The organism is Mesorhizobium sp. M1E.F.Ca.ET.063.01.1.1, from assembly GCF_003998155.1.
Lineage (GTDB): Bacteria > Pseudomonadota > Alphaproteobacteria > Rhizobiales > Rhizobiaceae > Mesorhizobium.
The window spans coordinates 1-819 of the sequence record NZ_RZSC01001348.1; the positions used below are offsets into that span (position 1 = coordinate 1).

General features: G+C 62.3%; 1 protein-coding gene. It reads right to left on the minus strand.

The genetic code is table 11. The features are described 5' to 3' along the window. The coding region (locus EOA29_RS38485) for an adenylate/guanylate cyclase domain-containing protein (protein WP_145970124.1) at positions 1-590 on the minus strand (590 nt) is incomplete at its 3' end. Positions 591-819: the final 229 nt, after the last annotated feature.

Genomic DNA, 819 nt, shown 5'->3' on the forward strand with positions numbered 1-819 from the left:
GGTTTGTAGTGACCGGGCGCTGTGGGGATGGCGGCCAAGGGAGCCGCCATCGCGGCACCGTTGCCATCGCGCCCGGCTATCAGGACGCGCACCGGCAGCGCGATGTTCTTCAGCATGAACTCGCCGAGATCGGTGAAATTCGCCGCCGTCTTGTCCTTGACGTGATGCCAGGTCGTCTCGGAAATGGCGAGGCCGTCATGCGGGGCGAACTCCTGGAGCCGGGCGGCGATGTTGACATCGTCGCCATAGAGGCGGCCTTCGCGGACGATGACATCGCCGGTGTTGATCCCGGCCCGGAACGGCATGCGCATCTCTTCGGCGGCCGATGCATTGAGTGCCATGATCCGATCCTGGAAATCGAAGGCCGCGCGCAAGGCTTCGATCGGATTGCCGAATTCGGCCATGATGCTGTCGCCGGCGACGCCGAAGGTGCGGCCGCCAAAGGCACCGCAACTGTCGGTGATGATATCGCGCCTTTCCTCGAAGGCCGCGACGGCAAGTTCGTCGTCGATGCCCATCAGCCGTGAAAAGCCCACGGCGTCGATAGAAATGATTGTCGCGAGCTGACGGGTATAGTTCCGTTCAGCCATGGTTGAGCCCCCGGTCCCTGCTTTCGGTCCAGAACAGGCGACTTCCGCTGGAAAAAGCACTTCGCCGTTTGCCGACGGAACAATCCCCGGCAGGCTCGGCGCGCCGTTGCCACCCTGTTAGACCGGAAGTCTAACAGGGTCTGGCCAAAAGCTCTACCACGAACAGCTAATGGAATGCGTCTGCGGTCGGACCCATGGTTAGCCGTCTGTTACCTGAAGCACCAGGTCG